At 39.3% G+C, this 20,917-nt stretch carries 19 protein-coding genes; 9 read left to right on the plus strand and 10 right to left on the minus strand.

Annotated elements, in window-relative coordinates:
- Positions 1-16: 16 nt before the first annotated feature.
- The 3 genes from T8I65_RS03720 to kdsA all read right to left on the minus strand — a co-directional run bounded on the left by T8I65_RS03720 (position 17) and on the right by kdsA (position 3,251).
- The gene (locus T8I65_RS03720) at positions 17-1,123 is read right to left on the minus strand and encodes a hypothetical protein (RefSeq protein ID WP_322302775.1); all 1,107 of its coding nucleotides are present in this window, start codon (positions 1,121-1,123) and stop codon (positions 17-19) included.
- Between the two features lie 71 nt (positions 1,124-1,194).
- On the minus strand, positions 1,195-2,331 hold the full coding sequence (locus T8I65_RS03725) for a porin (protein ID WP_322302095.1): 1,137 nt from the start codon (positions 2,329-2,331) through the stop codon (positions 1,195-1,197).
- A 101-nt stretch (positions 2,332-2,432) separates the two neighbouring features.
- The gene (gene kdsA / locus T8I65_RS03730; protein WP_322302096.1) at positions 2,433-3,251 is read right to left on the minus strand and encodes a 3-deoxy-8-phosphooctulonate synthase; all 819 of its coding nucleotides are present in this window, start codon (positions 3,249-3,251) and stop codon (positions 2,433-2,435) included.
- Between the two features lie 124 nt (positions 3,252-3,375).
- Between kdsA and T8I65_RS03735 the strand changes: the two genes are divergently transcribed.
- The 3 genes from T8I65_RS03735 to T8I65_RS03745 all read left to right on the plus strand — a co-directional run bounded on the left by T8I65_RS03735 (position 3,376) and on the right by T8I65_RS03745 (position 6,896).
- Positions 3,376-3,861 carry a DinB family protein gene (locus tag T8I65_RS03735; protein ID WP_322302097.1) on the plus strand — a complete coding sequence of 162 codons (486 nt, stop codon included), beginning with the start codon at positions 3,376-3,378 and terminating at the stop codon, positions 3,859-3,861.
- A 185-nt stretch (positions 3,862-4,046) separates the two neighbouring features.
- Positions 4,047-5,849, plus strand: a complete 1,803-nt coding sequence (typA, locus tag T8I65_RS03740; RefSeq protein ID WP_322302098.1) for a translational GTPase TypA — start codon at positions 4,047-4,049, stop codon at positions 5,847-5,849.
- A gap of 141 nt (positions 5,850-5,990) precedes the next feature.
- Complete coding sequence (locus tag T8I65_RS03745) at positions 5,991-6,896, plus strand: DMT family transporter (RefSeq protein WP_322302099.1); 906 nt, start codon at positions 5,991-5,993, stop codon at positions 6,894-6,896.
- Between the two features lie 85 nt (positions 6,897-6,981).
- On the opposite strand, the gene ppgK is transcribed toward T8I65_RS03745, so the two are convergent.
- From ppgK to T8I65_RS03760, 3 genes are all read right to left on the minus strand, one after another.
- Positions 6,982-7,728, minus strand: coding sequence for a polyphosphate--glucose phosphotransferase (ppgK, locus tag T8I65_RS03750; protein ID WP_322302100.1), 747 nt, complete (start codon positions 7,726-7,728; stop codon positions 6,982-6,984).
- A gap of 211 nt (positions 7,729-7,939) precedes the next feature.
- Entirely contained in the window at positions 7,940-8,530 is a 591-nt protein-coding gene (locus T8I65_RS03755) for a fasciclin domain-containing protein (protein WP_322302101.1), read from the minus strand.
- 367 nt (positions 8,531-8,897) lie between these two features.
- On the minus strand, positions 8,898-9,581 hold the full coding sequence (locus tag T8I65_RS03760) for a cell division ATP-binding protein FtsE (RefSeq protein WP_322302102.1): 684 nt from the start codon (positions 9,579-9,581) through the stop codon (positions 8,898-8,900).
- Positions 9,582-9,742: 161 nt separating this feature from the next.
- Here T8I65_RS03760 and T8I65_RS03765 point away from each other — a divergent pair, with 161 nt between their 5' ends.
- The gene (locus T8I65_RS03765) at positions 9,743-12,763 is read left to right on the plus strand and encodes a tetratricopeptide repeat protein (protein WP_322302103.1); all 3,021 of its coding nucleotides are present in this window, start codon (positions 9,743-9,745) and stop codon (positions 12,761-12,763) included.
- Between the two features lie 26 nt (positions 12,764-12,789).
- Complete coding sequence (locus T8I65_RS03770; protein WP_322302104.1) at positions 12,790-14,526, plus strand: TonB-dependent receptor; 1,737 nt, start codon at positions 12,790-12,792, stop codon at positions 14,524-14,526.
- 47 nt (positions 14,527-14,573) lie between these two features.
- Here the strand turns inward: T8I65_RS03770 and T8I65_RS03775 are convergent, their stop codons facing one another.
- A complete protein-coding gene (locus T8I65_RS03775; RefSeq protein WP_322302105.1) occupies positions 14,574-15,143 on the minus strand; it encodes a hypothetical protein in 570 nt (189 codons plus the stop codon).
- Between the two features lie 122 nt (positions 15,144-15,265).
- Between T8I65_RS03775 and T8I65_RS03780 the strand changes: the two genes are divergently transcribed.
- The 3 genes from T8I65_RS03780 (at position 15,266) to T8I65_RS03790 (ending at position 18,473) form a co-directional block, all read left to right on the plus strand.
- Positions 15,266-16,894, plus strand: a complete 1,629-nt coding sequence (locus tag T8I65_RS03780) for an amidohydrolase (RefSeq protein WP_322302106.1) — start codon at positions 15,266-15,268, stop codon at positions 16,892-16,894.
- Positions 16,895-16,930: 36 nt separating this feature from the next.
- Entirely contained in the window at positions 16,931-17,863 is a 933-nt protein-coding gene (locus T8I65_RS03785; protein WP_322302107.1) for a peptidylprolyl isomerase, read from the plus strand.
- 61 nt (positions 17,864-17,924) lie between these two features.
- The gene (locus T8I65_RS03790) at positions 17,925-18,473 is read left to right on the plus strand and encodes a YfiT family bacillithiol transferase (protein WP_322302108.1); all 549 of its coding nucleotides are present in this window, start codon (positions 17,925-17,927) and stop codon (positions 18,471-18,473) included.
- 30 nt (positions 18,474-18,503) lie between these two features.
- On the opposite strand, the gene T8I65_RS03795 is transcribed toward T8I65_RS03790, so the two are convergent.
- Together T8I65_RS03795 and T8I65_RS03800 are read right to left on the minus strand one after the other, a co-directional pair.
- Positions 18,504-19,148: a peroxiredoxin gene (locus T8I65_RS03795; RefSeq protein WP_322302109.1), complete on the minus strand. Its 645-nt coding sequence runs from the start codon at positions 19,146-19,148 to the stop codon at positions 18,504-18,506.
- 94 nt (positions 19,149-19,242) lie between these two features.
- On the minus strand, positions 19,243-19,800 hold the full coding sequence (locus T8I65_RS03800) for a thioredoxin family protein (RefSeq protein ID WP_322302110.1): 558 nt from the start codon (positions 19,798-19,800) through the stop codon (positions 19,243-19,245).
- A 68-nt stretch (positions 19,801-19,868) separates the two neighbouring features.
- Here T8I65_RS03800 and T8I65_RS03805 point away from each other — a divergent pair, with 68 nt between their 5' ends.
- Positions 19,869-20,207 (plus strand): tRNA-binding protein, encoded by a 339-nt coding sequence (locus tag T8I65_RS03805; RefSeq protein ID WP_322302776.1) that lies wholly within the window; start codon positions 19,869-19,871, stop codon positions 20,205-20,207.
- On the opposite strand, the gene T8I65_RS03810 is transcribed toward T8I65_RS03805, so the two are convergent.
- Positions 20,204-20,914 (minus strand): TrkA family potassium uptake protein, encoded by a 711-nt coding sequence (locus T8I65_RS03810; RefSeq protein ID WP_322302111.1) that lies wholly within the window; start codon positions 20,912-20,914, stop codon positions 20,204-20,206. The genes T8I65_RS03805 and T8I65_RS03810 overlap by 4 nt on opposite strands.
- Positions 20,915-20,917: the final 3 nt, after the last annotated feature.

Here is a 20,917-nt window from a genome sequence, read left to right on the forward strand (position 1 = left end):
ATTAATTTAAGTCTGATTAAAAGTAATATCCTATGTTAATATTAAATCGGGCTTCCCATTTTGCATCGGGACTCCCTGTGGAAAAGTCATCTACAAAATTTCCTCCCAGCCAGGATTGATTATAACCGGCGGCGTAATCTACATACGTATAGACCTGTCCTGCGGTGATAAGCATTCCTGTAACATTCATAAATGAATCTTCAAAACTATCTACTTTTTTATCCTGGTATCCAAAATCATTATAGAACTGGATATTGCTAATGGGTCCAAGTTCTACCGGAATGCTTTTAGAAACCGCAATCGTGTAAATATTAAAGTCTGATGCTACTTCATAAGGAAAGCCGTAGGCTCCCATTTTGATGATCTCTCTAGATTCACCTGGTAAATTTTCAGGATCATGGTCTATGTTCATCGCCTGTAGCTTCAGGTTCCAGTTCTTATAGAACATTTCGTAATGTAAAGCTAACCCGTAATGAGATCCTGTTTTTTCTGTGTCAAGATTATATAAACCTCCATATTGAACGGAAGTTCCCAGTCTATTCTTGATGGAATCACCTAATTTATAGATTAGCTTTCCGTTGAATTGATTTACCTCTTTATTTCTACCAACTACATCATAAGAATATCTATCTGGAGAAACTTCAGAAGTTCCACCAAAACGTAATTCTTCAGCATTTTTAAAGAAAGCCAGATTATATTCGAACTTATCATCAATATGAACATATTTCACTCCCATGTCGTGGTCGTCTTCTAATCCGAAGTAATAGGTAAGGTTGAAAAACCAGTTGTGAGAATTATATTGCTGTATTCCGAAGGGAACCTGTGTTAATCCAACCTGAATTTCCTCTTTTTCATTAAAACGGTATCCAAGCCAACCTTGCTTCAGAAAACCTCCACCAAAGGACCGGGAATACAATCTATATTCAGCATCCACATAAATTCCCTGGTAAGATCCGTTTACGTTAACTCGGAACATGTCATACCCAAAATCACCACCACGGTCTTTCTGTCCTTCTTTCCATGAGGATAGATTATAATTAAATCTAAGCGCACCTCCAATCTTCAATTCCGGATCTTCCTGAGCATAAAATAGCTCGCTGCTTAGGAATGCAAATAGCATCATGAATAGAAAGCTCGAAGAAGTAGTTTTTAACATTCTGTAATGGTTATATCTTAATAGTTAATTCTGATATTCTAGAAGTAATATCCAATGTTGATATTGAATCGCGCTTCCCATTTAGCATCAGGATCTCCAACCCCAAAATCATCGACGAAATTTCCTCCCAGCCACGAATGATTGTAACCTGCGGCGTAGTCAACAAAGCAATAAATAGGACCGGAGCTGAATAATACACCTGTGACATTCATAAAGGAATCTGTGAAACCTTTTTCTCTTTTATCCATGAAGCCGAAATCATTATAAATTTCCAGGTGTTTAAAAAGCTTTGTGTCGATGTCTATATATCTGGAAATCCCGAGAGTGTAGATCTCGAATTTGGCTGCAGTATCATAAGGGACACCATAAGCTCCAAGTAATAGCTTATTTCTTGGTTCACCGGGTGCATTAATCGGATTGAATCCGGCAGTTAAAATTTGCGTTTTTATAAGCCAGTCTTCAGTATGATACTGGTGATGGATCGCAAAGGCATACCGGTCACCAATTTCTTCGGTATCCAGATTATAGATGCCACCATATTTTGCAGAAGCACCAACCCGGTGTGTTTTGTTACCTAAAGGTTTCCAGATGAATTTACCATTTACCTGGTTGATCTCTTTATTTCTACCAACGATGTCATAAGAATACCTGTTTGAAGAATTTTCAGAATTACTTCCAAATCGCAATTCTTCAGAATTTTTGAAGAATCCAAGATGATACTCATAGTCATCATTCTCATAGGTATAGGTGATTCCCATATCGTAATCATCTTCCAGACCCACATAATATGGTAGATTCAGAAAGAAGTTGTTGGAATTATAGCGTTCGATTCCAAAAGGAACTTTAGCAAGACCTGCTTCTATCTTACTATTTTCATTCAATTCATAGCCAACGACTCCGTGTTTCAGGAAATCTCCTCCGAAGGCTTCAGAATAAAATCTGTATTCAGCGTCCACATAAATTCCCTGATATGCTCCATTGACATTTAATCTGAAAAGGTCATATCCAAAATCTCCGCCTCGATCTTTCTGTCCTTCTTTCCAGGAAGAGAGGTTGTAATTAAAGCGTAATGCCCCACCAATATCAACTTCAAGTTTTTCCTGTGAATAACCTGAGCTGAAAAAACATAAGGTAAGTGCTACCAGCAAACTCTGATAGAATTTCGTGTAAACCATTGATCTATATTTATTAGGCTATCCTAAGTTACAGGAATATCTGAAGATTTTCCGCTTATGATTTAAAAAAAAGAAACCGCTGTAGGGCGGTTTTCAAAGTTTTAGAATGAATTAATGGTTTTTCGAATACTTACCAGATTGCTCAAAAGATTCTCCAGGTAAGCCAGATCAAGCATATTCGCACCATCGCTTTTTGCATTTGCAGGATCAAAATGAGTTTCGATGAAAAGTCCGTCAACATGATTCACCACTCCGGCACGAGCGATCGTTTCGATCATATCTGGTCGGCCTCCGGTTACACCACTGGTTTGATTTGGTTGTTGTAAGGAATGGGTAACATCAAGAACTGTTGGAGCAAATTCTCTCATGGTAGGAATTCCTCGAAAATCCACGATCATATCCTGATAACCGAACATGGTTCCACGATCTGTGACCATCACCTGCCCATTATTACAATCGGTTACCTTGGTAACGGCATGCTTCATGGATTCCGGACTCATAAACTGTCCTTTCTTTAAGTTCACCACTTTGCCGGTTTCTGCCGCTGCAACTACCAGATCTGTCTGTCTAACCAGAAATGCAGGAATTTGTAGTACATCCACATATTCTGCAGCCATCTGGGCATCGCTTACTTCGTGAATATCGGTAACTGTAGGGATCTCAAAAGTTTCAGAAACCTTGCGTAAGATCTTCAAAGCCTTCTCATCTCCAATTCCGGTAAAACTATCTATTCGACTCCGGTTTGCCTTTTTAAAAGAACCTTTAAATATATAAGGGATCTCCAGTTTAGAAGTGATCTCCACCACCTTTTCGGCAATTCGTAAAGCCATTTCTTCTCCTTCGATCGCACACGGACCTGCAAGTAGAAAGAAATTGTTAGAATCACTATGTTTTATCTGCGGAATTTTACTCAGTTCCATTTCGTTGGTTTTTTGCAAAGATAGTTCAATTAATTCCGCATCAAAAAATTGGGAGAACCCGATTTTGCTCAATCTTAGCCGGAAAAGCTTTAATTTAGAAAGAATTAACTATTAAATTAAGCATATGAAGATCCATGAATTTCTCATTCCGCAGTTAAAACAGGAAACGGCACTTACACTAAAATTTCTTAAGCGCATTCCAGAAGATAAAATGAACTGGAAACCTCATGACAAATCTATGAGCATCAATGCGCTCGCAAACCATCTAGCGGAAATCCCGACCTGGATTAGCGGTACTATGGATCATGGCAGTATGGATCTTTCAGGATATAAAGCACCTTCAGAATCTACCGTTTCAGAAATCATCGCGACCCTTCAGCAAAATTCCGAAGAAGCTATAAAAGCTTTACAGAAACCAGACGAAGCTTATCAGGAGAACTGGAAAATGACCAAGGATGGTGCGACTTTGATGGAGATGCCAAAGTTTAATGTGTTGCAAACTATCGTGATGAATCAATTCCCGCATCACAGGGCGCAACTGGGTGTTTATTTTCGACTACTAGACTTGCCGGTACCATCCACATATGGACCTTCTGCAGATGAGCAGTAAACTGAATGAATTTTGCCTGAAATTGTCATTTCTGGAATATTTATGCTTTTTCCATATTTCAGAAGAAGAAATTCAGAATAGTATACTGATTAAAATAATTGATAATCAGCAAATTAAAATCTTCTAAAGATACGATGTATTCGCGAAAAATAGACGTACATTTGCAGCCTTAAAAATAAGGCTTCATGACAGCTATTAGAAATATCGCGATTATCGCACACGTTGACCACGGTAAGACGACCCTGGTTGATAAAATAATGTATCACTGTGAATTGTTCCGTGATAACCAATCTACAGGTGATCTTATCCTGGATAACAATGATCTTGAAAGAGAACGTGGAATCACGATTACTTCCAAGAACGTTTCTGTTGTTTATAAAGACACGAAGATCAATATCATTGATACTCCTGGTCACGCCGATTTTGGTGGTGAGGTAGAACGTGTTTTAAACATGGCAGATGGTGTTCTTCTATTAGTAGATGCCTTTGAAGGTCCTATGCCACAGACAAGATTCGTTTTGCAAAAAGCGATCGATCTTGGTTTAAAACCTTGCGTGGTTGTAAACAAAGTGGACAAAGAAAATTGTACTCCGGAGGAAGTTCATGAGAAAGTTTTTGATCTAATGTTCGAACTTGGTGCTGAAGAGTGGCAGTTGGATTTCCCAACGGTTTACGGATCTGCCAAGAACAACTGGATGAGTGACGACTGGAGAAATGAAACTGAAAATATCGAGCCGCTGCTTGATATGGTAATGGAACATATTCCTGCACCTAAAGTAGATCTTGAAGGTTCTCCTCAAATGTTGATCACTTCTCTGGATTTCTCTTCATTTACAGGTCGTATTGCGATTGGTAGATTGCAAAGAGGAACTTTGAAAGAAGGTCAGCAGGTTTCTTTAGTGAAGCGTGATGGAAGCATTAAAAAAACAAGAATTAAAGAATTACATACTTTCGAAGGTTTAGGCCGTAGAAAGATCGAAGAAGTGCAGGCCGGTGATATTTGTGCTATCGTTGGACTGGAAGGATTTGAAATTGGTGATACTGTTGCTGATCTTGAAAATCCTGAAGGACTTAAGACGATCGCTATCGATGAGCCTACAATGAGTATGCTTTTCACAATTAATGATTCTCCTTTCTTCGGAAAAGACGGAAAGTTTGTGACTTCAAGACATATCAAGGAAAGACTTTTCAAGGAACTTGAAAAAAACCTTGCGCTTCGTGTTCAGGAAACTGATAGTGCAGATAAATTCATGGTTTTTGGTAGAGGTGTACTTCACTTATCTGTTCTTATTGAGACAATGAGACGTGAAGGTTATGAGTTGCAAATTGGTCAGCCACAGGTAATTATCAAAGAAATTGACGGAGTGAAATGTGAGCCAATTGAAGAGCTTACGATCGATCTTCCGGAAGATGTTTCTGGAAAAGCCGTGGAAATGGTAACAATGAGAAAAGGAGAGATGCTTTCTATGGAATCAAAAGGAGAGCGAATGAATATTCAATTCCTTATTCCTTCCAGAGGTATTATTGGTCTTAGAAACCAGTTGCTTACTGCTACTGCAGGTGAGGCGATCATGGCGCACAGATATAAAGAATATCAGCCGCTTAAAGGTGGAATTCCTGAAAGACAGAACGGATCTTTAGTTTCTATGGAGAAAGGAAAAGCAATTCCTTATTCTATCGATAAACTTCAGGACCGAGGTAAATTCTTCGTAGATCCAGGAGAGGATATTTACGAAGGTCAGGTAATTGGTGAGAACTCACGTCAGGATGATATGGCGGTGAATATCACTAAAACGAAAAAGCTTTCTAACGTACGATCTTCAGGAGCAGACGATAAAGCGAAGATCGTTCCTGCGATTAAGTTCTCTTTAGAAGAAGCTTTAGAATATATTCAGAAGGATGAGTATGTTGAGGTTACTCCACAGCACTTAAGACTTAGAAAGATCTACCTTACTGAAAACGAACGTAAGAGAAATAAGATCGTATAATCTTATCAACTATATTTTTGAAAAGCCTGCCGTAAGGTGGGCTTTTTCATGCAAAATTTTCGCCTGAAGTTTAAAATGAGCTGTCTGCGGGAGTTTTCTGCGAACTATGGAATGCACTAAACTTTATTGTTTAAAAAACACATGGATAAATCTGTACTAAAAGGATCAATTCTGGTAGCGCTTGGAGCCTGTAGCTATGGGATGCTTACCACTTTCGTAAAATTAGCCTATGAAGATGGTTATACTTCTCATGAAGTTACATTTTCACAAATGGCACTTGGTCTACTGGGGCTTTTACTTATAAATCTTTTTGTACGCAAGAAGGCTAATGCTGAAACCGGAACATCCAGGAAACGCAGTAAATTGAAATTGATCGCGGCAGGGACAACATTAGGCCTAACCAGTTTTTTCTATTATCTCGCGGTAAAATATATACCGGTTTCTATCGGGATCGTGATGTTGATGCAAAGTGTGTGGATGGGTGTTGTACTGGAAGCCATCATGAAACGGAAAAGGCCAGGTACTAAAAAGATTCTTGCAGTTGTAGCGATTCTTGCAGGGACGCTACTAGCTACAAATGTTTTCAAGGATTCATTCGAGATAGACTGGAGAGGAATAGGCTGGGGAGTTCTGGCTGCGATGTCCTACACAGGAACGATCTATTGCTCTAACACAGTTTCTTTGGAAATGCATTCCCTGAAACGAAGTTTATGGATGATGCTAGGTGGTTTTATCGTAGTAAGTATCATTACGCTGCCGTACCTGATTGTTGAGTTCAATACCAGTATCTTCCTGAACTGGGGATTAGTATTAGCCTTGTTTGGAACTATCCTGCCTCCATTATTATATACCGCAGGAATGCCGAAAATTGATGTTGGCCTTGGAGCTATAATTTCTTCTATCGAATTGCCTGCTGCTGTTTTAATGGCATATTTTTTACTGAATGAGCAGGTTGATCTAGTACAATGGCTGGGAATTGGTTTGATTTTACTTGCTGTAGTTCAAATGAATTTAAAGAAGAGTCAGCACGCAAAGGCAACGGAGTAATCTTTCTTCGGAATTAAATAAAAATCTTCTTTTTCTCCTGAAGTTTTTGAAATTAGCAAGATTTCGAAATATTGCCGAAAGAGATTTACCTCGCGTATTTCAGATATGCTGCGAGTGCTGCACCCAGAATACCGGAATCATTTCGAAGTTCAGCGGGGATCAGAGGGACTGCGATCTTTAGGTGATCTTTGAACTTATCCCAGTCATTTGAAATTCCGCCACCAATAATAATCGTGTCTGGATTAAGGATCTTTTCGACGTATTCCAGAAAGGTATTAAATCTTTCACCCCATTCCTGGTAGCTAAGTCCTTCTTCGGTCTTAATGGAAGAAGCCGCCCACTGCTCAATTTTCTCGAATTCTTTATAAGGGATCTGCCCCAGTTCAAAATTTGGAATGAGTTCGCCTCGCAGGTATGCACCACTGCCCAGGCCTGTTCCTATGGTAATCATTAAAACAAATCCATCAAGATCTTTTCCTGCACCAAAATTGATTTCAGCCAGTCCGGCGGCATCCGCGTCGTTGATCACACTAAATTCAAGTCCTGTAGCACTCTCAAATAAACGATCCACATCTTTTTCTACCCAGTCGGGGTGTAGATTTCCTTCGTGTTGACAAATACCTTTTTTGACTATGGTAGGAAAACCACAGCCTACAGGTCCTTTATGTTTGAAATAAGAAACCATTTGAGAAACGGCATTTACAATACCTTCCGGTTTGCGGTCCTTTGGAGTCGGAATTTTGTGAACAGCAGTTTTCAAAGATCCGGTTTGCATGTCTACAATGGCTCCTTTTAAACTGGAACCGCCAATATCTATTCCTAAAATATCCATGAATTTATTTGAGAGGATACAAGTTAATAAAAATGAAGTTTTTACTCAGCTCTTTCCTGAAAATTATAATCTCTGAAATTCTTATGGACGATGTCTAATTCTGAGTCAGTTGAATTTATGCTCTATATCTTAAATTTGGAGTTGATCTGAAATGTAAAAATAAAAAAGCCACCCTAAGGTGACTTTTAAAATATGGTAGATTTTATGAGCTTTATAATTCGGGAACCAGTACTTCATCGATCACGTGAATCACTCCATTGCTAGCTGGAATATCGAATAAGCCAGCACCTACAAGAATTGAAGCGTCTGTATCCATATCACTATCGTTAGTATCAATTCCAGCAGAGCTGTTGACATAGATTGAAGGACCTAGCAAAGTCTCAATTTCTCTTGGTTTATTCTTTGGCACCACAATATTGCTGAAACGTCTCCCTTCAGTAACATGATAAGAAAGAATTGCAGCGACCTGTTCTGGTGTAAAGTCTGTTAAACTATTATCTCCCAGAAACCTCTCAAAAGCAGCATCGGTAGGAGCGAAGACTGTATATTGATCAGATTCTGCGAAAAGGGAAGTGATTCCAGCGTAATTCAAGGCAGCTAAAAGCAGGGTGAACTGTGCGTCCTCTTCAGCTGAAGCAAACTGTACTACGATAGCGGCAATGCTTTCGTCACTTTTCTGAGCAGCAACAGAAGCTTTTGCACTTGCATCTGCGGTGTTCAGTTCATCTGAAACTGGATCCTGTTGGCAGGAAATGAAAAGAATCATTAGTAGGGCAATTCCGAAGGAAGATAAAATTCTCATAATATTTAAGTTTTTGATTATGAGATAAATATAGAGTCAAAAACAATATCGTCTAACGTTGCTAACTAAACTTTAAACAAAGTTTAATCTATTGATAATGAAGGTTTTATGCTTAAGGGTTATATATGGCTATATTAGTAAAGCTTAGGGTGAACAAGGGGTATTGGTGAAATTGCAATTCTAAAATCTGGTTCCATCAGCCCTGTTTTTTCCGCTTCCTGATGCTAATATTGGATGTAATTAGAATAAACAGATTCGATATGGTAAGCAGGTAATAAACAATATCAAAACTATCGGGGTAAGCGAGCCAGAAGTTTGCCGCTATCAAAATCACTGCAAGTACAGCAAGTATATATTCCTAATTTCATTAAACCGATTTCTGAACTACTTCGAAGACTCTCTGGCCATCGCATTTCAGGGTTTTGGAAGGATACTTCAGCAATAAGGCGTAATCGTGAGTAGCCATAAGGATGGTATTACCATTCTTGCTAATTTCCTGTAAAACTTCCATTACTTCTACAGAAGTTTGTGGATCCAGGTTTCCGGTAGGCTCATCTGCAAGGATCAGTTCAGGATCGTTCAACAATGCGCGGGCAATGGCTACACGCTGCTGTTCTCCGCCAGATAGCTGGTAAGGATATTTAAATCCCTTAGTTTTCATACCCACTTTGTCCAGTACTTCATCGATCTTACTATCCATTGCTTTTTTGTCTTTCCAGCCAGTAGCCTTCAGTACAAAAAGCAGATTGTCTTTTATATTACGATCTGTCAGCAATTTAAAATCCTGAAAGACAACTCCCAGTTTACGTCTCAAAAACGGAATATCCTTCTCCTTTAATGTTCGAAGATTATAATCTACAATGCTTCCTTCACCTTCAGTTAAAGGCAGGTCTCCGTACAATGTCTTCATAAAGCTACTTTTACCAGTACCTGTTTTTCCTATCAGGTAAACGAAATCACCTTTGTAGACGGTGACATCCACTTCAGATAAAATAAGACTTTCGCGTTGATAGATCGCGGCGTTTTTTAGTTCAAGTACAGTTTGAGACATGGGTTGCTAACGTTGAATATTCGGGTAAAATTATGCTCAAATATACATTTTTCAAGGTGCAGCAACATACTTTTTTTACCATTAACATAATTATAGAAGTTAAACAACGTTATAGAATCAAGCTTTAAATTATCTTTGATTTCCAATCTAAAACATCATAAATGACACTGAAAAAAGCTTACCTGCTAGTCGTTTTCATATCCTTCTCATTTTCCGGTATTTGTCAGCAATCTGCTGCCTATACGCATGACCTGGTTGACTTCAATCGGGCTCTGGAATTGTATAATAATGAGCAATATCTCGCCGCTCAGAATCTATTTGATGAGGTGATGGACGAGACCGATGATGAAAAGATCAAGGGAGATGCTGCGTATTATATCGCTAATGCTGCCGTGAGACTTAATCAACCGGGAGCCGACAGGCTTATGGAAAATTTCGTGACCAGGTATCCTACCAGCACAAAAACGAATTCGGCTTACCTTGATGTAGCCGATTATTATTTCCAAACCGGTAAATATGCACTTTCGAGAAAGTGGTACGACCGAGTGGATGAAAATGCCATGAGCAAAAAAGACAGGGAGAGATATTACTTCAATAATGGGTATACATACTTTCGCTCCAATCAATTCGAGGAGGCTCAAACTTACCTGAACCGCGTTCGTGATTCCAAAGAATATGGAGCTCAGGCTAAATATTACCTTGGTTATATCGCCTATGAAGGGGATGACTATGAGGAAGCGAACGAATATTTCGAAGAAGTAAAAGGGAACGATCGGTACACTGAAGATCTATCTTATTTCCAGGCAGATATGAACTTCAAACTTGGAAACTTCGAAAAAGCAATTGAACAAGGACTTCAGCAGTTGCCGAAAGCTAACCGACAGGAGATTCCGCAGTTGAATAAAATAATAGGAGAAAGCTATTTTAATCTAGGGAACTACCAGGAAGCAATTCCTTACTTAAAAGGTTATAATGGCCTTCAAGGTAAATGGAATAACACAGATTATTACCAGCTTGGTTACGCTTATTACAAACAGGGTGATTATGAAGCGGCGATCAGTGAATTTAATAAGATCGTTGATGGTAAAAATGCGATCGCACAGAACGCTTACTACCACCTTGCGCAATCATACCTTGAGAGTGACCAGAAGCAACAGGCTTTAAACGCTTTCAAAAATGCTTCTGAAATGGAGTTTGATGCGAAGATCAAAGAAGATGCTCTTTCCAACTACGCTAAACTTAGTTACGAGATCGGGAATTCTTATGAGAGTCCGTCGCAGGTTCTAATCAATTACCTGAACGCCTATCCAGCATCAGAACACAAGTCTGAAATGGAATCACTGCTTATTGATTCCTTTATTACTTCAAAAAATTACGAAGAAGCGATGAGATTGCTGGAAAATAACAGAAACTTCAGCGACAAGCAGGCTTATCAGAAAGTTGCTTATTTCTACGGACTGGAACTTTTCGAAGAAGCTGAGTATTACGAAGCGATCAAGAATTTTGATAAGGCTTTAAAAGAACCTAGAAACCAGGATATCACTGCGAAAGCTACTTACTGGAAAGCTGAAAGTGAGTATAATATTAATAGAATGGATGACGCCATTCTTGGATATCGTGAATTTAAAGGAATGAGTGCAGCACGAAATACTCCGGAATACGAAGATCTGGACTATAACATTGGGTACGCATATTTCAAGAAGAACGATTATACCCAGGCGGTGAACTACTTTAAATCATTTGCCTCTTCAGCTTCTGCGGAAGGAGCTAAGAAGAACGATGCACTTTTAAGACTTGGGGATACCTATTATGTAACCAGCCAGTACTGGCCAGCGATGGAAGCTTATCAAAAAGCTATTGATAACGGAGTGAGCAATGCAGACTATGCTGCTTTTCAGAAATCCATAAGCTACGGTTTCGTGAATAGAAATGATACCAAACTGGAAGAATTGAATGGGTTCATTAATCGTTACCCGCGCTCACCATATCGTGATGATGCGATGTATGAGTTAGGAAATACGTATGTAGCTGCAAATAATACAGACCAGGCGATACAATCCTATAATAGACTTATTCGTGATGTGCCGGAAAGTGCACTGGTTCCAAAAGCGATGCTAAGACAGGGGCTTATTTATTACAACAATAATGATGGGAATAGAGCTTTGGAGAGACTGAGAAAAGTGGTTGCTGAATTTCCTAATACACCGGAAGCTAAGCAAGCAGTATCTACCGCAAGAAATGTATATGTAGATTTAGGTAGAACTGATGAGTATGCAGATTGGGTTAGAAATATTGACTTTGTGGAAGTAAGTGATTCAGATCTTGATAATGCTACTTATGAGGCAGCAGAAAATCAATATCTGAACAACAATACTGCGAAGGCAATGGCGAATTTTGAAAAGTATGTTCAGAATTTCCCGAACGGGATTCACTCGATTAATGCTAATTTCTACCTCGCTCAGCTATATTATCGTGATGGAAAAGTGGACAGATCGATTGCTAATTATCGATATGTGACTTCCAAACCTAAAAACGAATTCAGCGAACAGGCACTTACTCGTTTATCTGAAATTTACCTGGAGAAGAAGGATTATGCACAGGCACTTCCTCTGCTGGAAAAACTTGAAACACAGGCAGATAATAACAAAAATGTAGTGTTTGCTCAGCAAAACCTGATGAAGTCTTATTATGAGACTGGAAACTTTGCAAAAGCCAATGTTTATGCTGAAAAAGTTTTAAGTAATGCTACAGCAGATACTGAAGCTAGAAACGATGCGAGAATTATGGTTGCGAGAGCAGCTATTAAATCGGGTGATGAATCAAAAGCAAGATCTGCTTACAAAGAGGTTCAGAAAACTGCCACAGGAGAACTTGGTGCGGAAGCATTGTATTATGATGCTTATTTCAAGAACAGGGATAAGAACTTTGAAGCTTCGAATGCTGCTGTACAGATCCTGGCAAAAGACTTTTCAGGATACAAAATGTGGGGAGCAAAAGGCCTCGTATTAATGGCTAAAAACTTCTACGCGCTAGGAGATGCTTACCAGGCAACTTACATTCTGGAAAATGTGATCAAGAACTTTCAGAAGTACCCGGATATTGTTTCTGAAGCAAAAGCTGAACTAAGTAAGATCAAAGCTCAGGAAGCAAAAACGAATTCTTCAGTAGAAACCAACAACTAAAAATAATCTATTAGATTCACTGCTATATGCGATTTCAAGCAATTAAGAAAAAACTGTTTTTCGGTCTAATCCTTTTTGGTGGGATATTATATGCCCAGGACCCTTTAGGTAGCGAAACGGTAACCGTAGTTAAACCTTATACACCATCTGTTCGCGATGCAAGTAAAATAAAGGCCAGTCCGGTTAGAAATGACTCGGTGACCTTGCAAAAAAAGCCCGTACGATATTCTATATTTTCTGTTCCGGTAGCATCAACATTTACTCCGGTAAAAGGTCGGGCGGCCACCGTGGAGCGCGTTAGACCTCCAAAGGTCTACGATAATTATGCAACTCTTGGATTTGGAAACTACTCCAATGTTCTGGCGGAGTTCTACTCTAATATCGAAATTGATCGTAGTAAGAACTTTGGTGTTTTCCTAACTCATAATTCATCTCAGGGTGGTATCGATGATGTTTACCTGGATGATAAATTCTACGATACCGAGTTAAACTTAAATTATAATACGAGGAATCGTGATCTTTCCTGGATTGCCGAGTTTGGAGCTGAGCATCAATTGTTCAACTGGTACGGACTTCCGGAATACAATGTACCGGCAAATCCTGATACTTCTCAATTTCTGGCTAATCTGGATCCTCAGCAAAACTACTATTCGGTATATGTTGGAAGTGAGATCGAACTATATGATAGCTTCTTCGAAAAGGCGAAGGCCAAATTCAGACATTCCGGAGATGCATTTTCCACTGCCGAAAATCATTTTAATGTAGATGGTCTTTTTGAAGTGGAGATCGCTGAAGAGTTGATCACCACCAAAGCTGGAGCAGATATTCTAAATGGGAAGTTCGAGCAACGTTATGACTCTAATGAAGGGTATGATTATACTTATATGATCTTCAATGCAAACCCAAGTTTATTGATACTGAGAGATGATCTTAGTATTAATCTGGGTGTGAATTTCGTGTATGGTTCAGATGTGGAGAACAGCGATGGGGACATTTATATCTATCCTACCGTGAATGCGAGTTATAAACTTGCCGGAGATTACTTTACGGCCTATGCTGGTCTGGATGGTGATCTTGAACAGAATACGTATTATAATTTCTATCAGGCGAATCCATATATTTCACCAACGCTTACGATCAGGCCAACCGATAGTAAGTATAAAGGTTATGTAGGTGGAAAAGGAAAGTTATCCAACACGATCTCTTACAATCTAAAAGCTAGTTATCAATCTCAGTTTGACAAACCATTGTTCCGAAGAAATTACGATGCGATGGTACTTGATGGGGAACCATATACTAATGGAAACAGTTTTGATGTGGTGTATGATGATGTAAAAACTCTCGCTTTTGCTGCGGAATTAAATGTGGATATAAACAGAAACTTCAGACTGGGGATCAATGCTGAATTTTTAAATTATAACACAGATGATCAGGCAGAAGCATGGAATTTGCCAAATATGACGGCTAGTCTGAATGCAGATTATCAAATCACTGAAAAATGGTATTCTGGAGCGAATCTGTTTTTTGTAGGGGAGCGTAAAGACGAAAACAGGTCTCTAAGCCTAACATTTGCAGATCCAATAGTTACTCTAGATAGTTATTTTGATGCCAACGCTCATGTTGGTTATAGATTTAATGATCAATTATCTGCTTTTGTAAAAGGAAGTAACCTGCTGCACAATAATTACCAGAAATGGATGGACTACAACGTTCAGGGTATTCAAGTTCTGGGAGGAGTGACCTATAAGTTCGATTTTAATTAGAAATTAATCTAAATACAAGCAAAAGGAACCTAAAAAGGTTCCTTTTTTTATTCTACTGTAAATCTAAACAAATCGGGTTCATCTGAATTTTTGAAAGTGGTGAGTAGATAAACTATTACTCCGTTATTGGTATCTACATAAAGGTTGAGAGGTTGCTGATAGTAACTGCTAATAAAAAACTCCCCAGGCTGTTTTAGAACAATACCAAATTCACTTTGAAAGTTCTGTCCGTTTAAAAAAGCGGTAGCAATAAGCGCACTACTGGTAGAAACTTCCCCTTCACGAATTATTACTTCATTTTGGCTAAGGCTCAGTAGCGTAGGATTCTCAAATCCTGTTTGCTGGTATAGATCCAGATATGCATATAGCCTGTCTGAATTTCCAGCTACTTCAGAAATATCAAGGAGCTCACCATTATGTTCCAGATTCACGGGAACTTCAGTTTTGATCCATATCGTATCGTTCAATGCATAGCTCGTCCTTGAATCTTTAATTTCAATAAGGCCCGGAATTTCTAAAGTGTAGGTGGCGGGTTCGATATAATCATCTTCTTCAGGACAGCAGAAACCTGCGCAAAGAAAAACAAGTGACCAGCTAAATGTGCTTAATTTTATCATAGTAGTAGGAAGATACAGATTTATATATTTGGTTGCGTGCTGCTACTTGCATTTCCTTAATTTTCCGTGAATTACACTTCAGGCTTATGCTTCTTTGATTATTTTAGTTGAAAATTTAAAATATGAGAAGATTATTACTGGTTTTTGCCATTTTTCTTACGTTTTCCAGCGTAGCACAAAAACAGAAGGCAGATCTATTAGTGTTCAATGGCGTAGTTTATACCGTCGATGCTGAATTTAATACTACGGAAGCTTTTGCCGTCAAAGATGGTAAGTTCCTTAAATTTGGAACTGAAGCAGCCTTAAGAGAAGAATTCGATTTTTCTGAAGAATTAGATGCTAAAGGAAAGGCAGTATATCCAGGCCTTATCGATGCTCATGCACATTTCTACGGTCTTGGGATGCAGCAGCAGCGTGTGGATCTTACCGAAACTAAAAGCTTTACTGAGGTTGTTGCCAGAATTGAGGAATTTCAGAAAGAAAATAAAACAGAATTTATCGTAGGTCGTGGATGGGATCAAAATGACTGGGAAGTAAAGGAATTTCCTGTAAAAGACACCCTTGACCAATTATTTCCTGATACACCAATTGCAATCACCAGGATAGATGGTCATGCGATGCTGGTAAATCAGGCGGCACTTGATAAAGCTGGAATCACTACGAATACAGAATTTGATGGTGGCGATATCGAGCAGAAAAACGGGAAACTAACTGGGATCCTTGTCGATAATCCAATGATGCTTGTTGAAGAGATCACCGAACGCGCAGATATTGAAACCCAGAAGAAAGCATTACTGGATGCTCAGGAAATCTCATTTTCTTATGGATTAACTACAGTGGATGATGCAGGACTGGACAAGCAGGTAATTGAGCTTATTGATAGTCTTAATAAAACCGGGGAATTGAAAATTCGTTTGTACGCGATGCTGAGTAACAGCGATAAGAATCTTGATTATTATCTGGAAAGGGGACCTTATAAAACTGATCTACTTAACGTGCGTTCAGTAAAATTCTACGGAGATGGAGCACTTGGTTCTCGTGGAGCAGCTTTGAAAGAACCGTATGCAGATCGTGATGGTCATTACGGTGCATTGCTTTCACCGGTTTCAGAATTTAAAGCCACAGCTGAACGTATTGCGAAAACAGGTTTTCAGATGAATACGCATGCCATTGGTGATTCTGCTAATTATATGGTTCTTAAAACCTATGATTCACTTTTAAGTGATTCTGAAGACAGAAGATGGAGAGTGGAGCATTCGCAGGTGATCGATGCAGATGATTTTAAATATTTCAGTAAAAATATCCTTCCATCTATCCAACCCACTCATGCAACCAGCGATATGTACTGGGCTGAAGAAAGACTTGGGGAAGAAAGGATCAAAGGTGCCTATGCATATAAAAAACTTTTAAACCAGGCGGGAATGGTAGCTCTTGGAACAGATTTTCCTGTAGAACAGGTTAATCCATTTCTTACTTTCTACGCTGCTGTAGACAGGCAGGATACCAAAAACTTTCCTGAAGGAGGATTTATGAGGGAAGAAGCGCTAAGTAGGGAAGAGACCTTACGCGGTATGACCATCTGGGCGGCTTATTCAAATTTTGAAGAAGACGAAAAAGGAAGTATAGAAGCAGGTAAATTTGCAGATTTCGTGATTCTGGATCGTGATCTTATGAAAGTAGAGATCGATAAAGTTCCAGATACGAAAGTGATCTCAACTTTTGTAGCAGGGGAGCAGGTCTATAAGAACTAAAGCAATTATCTTTGTAGCTTATTAAAATTTAAAACAATGAACGACGGATTATACGCAAAATTCCATACTTCTAAAGGAGAAATCCTCGCTGAACTGGAATTTCAAAAAACACCTGGAACTGTAGGGAACTTTGTAGGTCTTGCAGAAGGGAAGATAGAAAATGACCCGAAAGATAAGGGAGTTCCTTATTACGACGGACTTAAATTCCACAGAGTGATTCCAGATTTTATGATTCAGGGAGGAGATCCTCAGGGAACCGGAGCTGGTGGACCTGGTTACAATTTCGATGATGAGATCCATGCAGATCTTAGACACGATGCGCCAGGGAAATTATCTATGGCAAATGCCGGACCGGGTACTAATGGGAGTCAGTTTTTTATCACCCACGTGGAAACGCCTTGGTTAGACGGTAAGCATACAGTCTTCGGAAGTGTGGTTGAAGGACAGGATGTAGTGAATGAGATTCAGCAGAACGATACGATCGAAAAGTTGGAGATTGTAAGAGTTGGTGCAGAAGCTGAAGGATTCGACGCTGCTGAGGCATTTAATTCTTTCAATGCTCAAAAGCAGGAAAAAGAAGCTGAAGCAAAGAAAAAAGCTGCTGCTGAATTAGATAAGCTTGCTGCAGGTTTTAAATCTACAGAAAGTGGTTTGCGATACCAGATCATTCAGAAGGGTGATGGTGTGCAGGCTGAAAAAGGTAAGAACGTATCGGTACATTATAAAGGTCAGTTAGCAGATGGTACTGTTTTCGATTCTTCTTATAAAAGAAATCAGCCTTTGGAATTTCCAGTAGGTGTAGGCCATGTGATCCCGGGATGGGATGAAGGTATACAATTGCTACAGGTTGGAGATAAAGCGAGAATGGTAATACCATCAGACCTTGCTTACGGAGAGCGTGGTGCAGGTGGTGTAATTCCACCAAACGCTGTACTTATTTTCGATGTGGAATTGATGGATGTAAAATAATATAGACTTATATATTTCTTAAAAACGCCCTGATTCTTCGGGGCGTTTTCTATTTTTAGATATGAGTACAGAAGAAGAGATAGAAAATTTGAAATTTCCTATCGGGGAATTTCAAATTCCGGAACAGGTTTCCGTAGAAAACATAAGAAATTATATTGATGAAGTGGCGAGATTACCACAAGCATTGATCGAGGAAGTCGAACATCTTGATCAGGATCAATTACAAATGGTCTATCGTCCTGAAGGCTGGAACATCCGGCAATTAGTGCATCACATTGCCGATAGCCATATGAGTGCATTTATGCGCTTTAAATGGGCGCTTACTGAAGATGAACCAACCATCAAGGCATTCAATGAGAAAGGTTTTGCAGAACTGGCAGATTCAAAATTCACACCGGTAACGCTATCCCTAGGGTTCCTTAAAGCTTTGCATGCGAAATGGATCATCCTGCTGGAAAATATGAGCACAGAGGATTTCGAGAGAACTTTTATACATCCGGAATCTGGCTTTCGTTATAGTTTAAAACAAAGCCTGGCGAATTATGCCTGGCATGGGAAACATCACCTGGAGCATATCATAGAACTTAAAAAAAGAAAAGGCTGGGATTAACCAGCCTTTTCTTTTTTATAAATCGGAATATTACTTTTTTAGTTCCGGTTGAGCAGTTGTTCTCAGGTAAGGTTTTACCGTTTTGTAGCCTTTTGGGAACATTTTATCTGCTTCCTCATTGCTTACCGATGGACTAATTACTACGTCATCTCCATGTTTCCAGTTCGCTGGCGTTGCTACTTTATTATAAGCAGTAAGTTGTAAAGAGTCAATTACTCTAAGTAATTCTTCAAAATTTCTACCTGTACTCGCGGGGTATGTAAGCGTCATTTTAATCGACTTATCTGGCGCGATCACGAATACAGAGCGTACGGTAAGGGTACTATCAGCTTTGGGATGGATCATACCGTATAGATCTGAGACCTTTTTGTCCTCATCTGCAATGATCGGAAAGTTCACCGTGGTATTCTGAGTTTCATTAATGTCCTTGATCCAGTCTTTGTGAGACTTTACTCCGTCAACACTAAGTGCCAGTACTTTGACATCTCTTTTCTTAAATTCTTCGGCGTAATTCGCGGCAGCTCCCAATTCAGTTGTGCAAACTGGGGTATAATCTGCAGGGTGAGAGAATAGGATTCCCCAGCTATCGCCTAGAAATTCATGAAAACTAATTTTACCTTCAGATGTATCTGCAGTAAAGTCTGGTGCTATATCGCCTAATTTTAAATCACTCATAATCAGTCTGTTTTATATTGTTAAATCCTACTGAAATAGTAGGTTATTCAAATTTAAAAAATTGCAGGGAGTCAGATGAAAAGATCAAGTTAAATTAAGTTTTCCATTTGATATTACAACCAATCGATGGCTTTTGATCTTTATTGACCTTACGATTATTCAGCACCGCATCCATCGCTTCCCTGATGTCTCTTCCATTGGAATGTAGTCCATTATTTGGTCTGCTGTCATCCAACTGTCCACGATATATCAATTTAAGTTCTGCATCAAAAAGGAAAAAATCTGGAGTGCAGGCTGCCTGGTATTTTCTGGCGATCTCCTGAGTGCCATCGAATAAATAAGGAAATGAATATTGATTTTTCGATGCAACTTCTGTCATCAGGTCTGGATGGTCTTCTGGGTAACTTTCGGGATCATTACTACTTATACCCGCGAAGCCAAAGCCCAGTTGCCTGTATTCATTAGCGAGTCTCACAATTTCACCGTTTACATGCTTTACAAAAGGACAGTGATTAGAAAGAAACATGATAAGCGTTCCTTTTTCGCCTTTGATATTCTTAAGATCCAGCAGATGTCCGGTTCTGGTATCCATCAGTTTAAAGTCTGGGGCATCGCTTCCAAGCGGAAGCATTTTTGAGGATGTAAGTGACATCTTTTTCTTTAAAATTAATTATTAATGCTCAATATTCTCTATTTTTCCATCTTTAAATTCTGAATATGATGAGTGAAATTAGCTGGGAGGATTTCGAGAAAGTTGATATGCGTGTAGGAACAATTCTGGAAGTTGAGGAACTTCCGAAGGCTAAAAAGCCAGCCTACAAGATGCTGATAGATTTTGGAGAAGAAATTGGTACGAAGCGAACATCTGCACAGATCACCAGAAGATATACCAAGGAAGAACTTCCAGGGAGACAGGTCATCGCGGTTGTAAATTTTCCGGTTAAAAGAATTGCCGGCTTTAAAAGCGAATGCCTGGTGATGGGAGTGGTAGGTGATGAAACTGATGTTGTATTGCTCTCACCAGATCAAAAAGTACCAAACGGACTCAGGATCGCTTAACTCTGGGCTTCTTTAAACTTTTTATGCTGATCCAGTAACTTGCGGATGTCTTTATTGTGGCCATACAGCACCATGATATCGTCTTTATATAATTTGGTATCTGCATGTACAATTCCCTGTACGGTATTTCTTTCAGTTGTAGCTCCAAGTTCATTTTTACCTTCAGAAACATTCATGGTCGTAAGTATAAGAATATTGAATTCTCCTTTGATGTCCAGTTCCTTTACGGTTTTGTCATGATACTCTTCAGGTATTTTAGTTTCAACAATGCTAAAATTACTGTCCAGCTCAAAACTATCCACCACGCCTTCAAGATTTAATCTTTGTGCCCAGCGGTGAGCAGTTTCTTCTTCAGGGTGAATAATTTCTGTAATACCCATCGTTTGCAACACCGTTCGCTGTAGTGGATCTATTGCGCGGCTAATGATTCTTCTCACCTTCATTTGCTTCATAAGCGCCGCGGCCATGATATTTGCACCTTTATCTTCTCCAATCCCAACGATCACCACGTCGCAATCCTTCAGCGGTAAGTTCTTTACTGCTTCCATATCTGTCGCATCTAGACTAATAGCATGAGTTATTTTCTCCTTCATGCTCTCAACCTTGCTCATACTAATATCCACACCAATAACTTCGTTGCCCATTTCTGTAAGCTGTTCTGCAATGGACGATCCAAAGTTTCCAAGACCAATTACGATATATTTCATGTT

The sequence above is a fragment of the Christiangramia sp. OXR-203 genome, assembly GCF_034372165.1.
Classification (GTDB): Bacteria; Bacteroidota; Bacteroidia; order Flavobacteriales; family Flavobacteriaceae; genus Christiangramia.